This is a genomic window from Polaromonas sp. P1_G4 (assembly GCF_056405475.1).
Genome location: NZ_JBFUCA010001021.1, coordinates 1 through 660, shown reverse-complemented (window position 1 = coordinate 660; position 660 = coordinate 1). Strand labels below are relative to the sequence as shown.

Here is a 660-nt window from a genome sequence, read left to right as displayed (position 1 = left end):
TCCGGAGGCTGTGCGAGGGGCACGCGTGGTTCCACAGGTGTTTCCCCGCGTCTCCAAATTTTCTTACCGCGTTACAACTCAGACCGAATTTGAAGAAACCCTGGGGCAGCTCTTTGGCGTGGCTGCAGACAGTAGCACCATCGACCAATTGCTTGCAGACATGGACTCACCACTGGAGAGTGAGTCAAATGACGATTCTTCGCTGGAGTCTGCCGCAGCGGACAACGAGCTGGTCAAGTTTGTCAACAAGGTCATCATTGACGCTTACAACCAGAAGGTTTCGGACATTCACATCGAGCCTATGCCAGGCAAAGCCAAAACCGGTATCCGGTTTCGCATTGACGGTACCTTGCAGCCCTATATCGAAGTGCCGGCGCAGTTTCGCCAGGCCATGGTCACGCGGCTCAAGATCATGTGCGACCTGGACATCTCTGAAAAGCGCAAACCGCAAGATGGGAAGATCAAGTTCAAGAAATACGGCCCACTGGACATCGAGTTGCGTGTTGCCACGATTCCATCCGCCGGTGGTGTGGAAGATGTGGTCATGCGGATTCTTGCCGCAGGTGAGCCGATCCCGCTTGAAAAACTCGGATTGACGGCGCACAACAAGGAGCGACTGGAAAAAACGATCTCCAAGCCTTATGGTCTTTTTTATGTATG

General features: G+C 53.3%; 1 protein-coding gene. It reads left to right on the top strand.

Translation table 11 applies throughout. From position 1 onward, the window contains the following. Positions 1-160: 160 nt before the first annotated feature. Positions 161-660, top strand: a 500-nt coding sequence (locus AC1D1X_RS25135) for a GspE/PulE family protein (RefSeq protein ID WP_477699611.1), incomplete at its 3' end; no start/stop codon positions are given.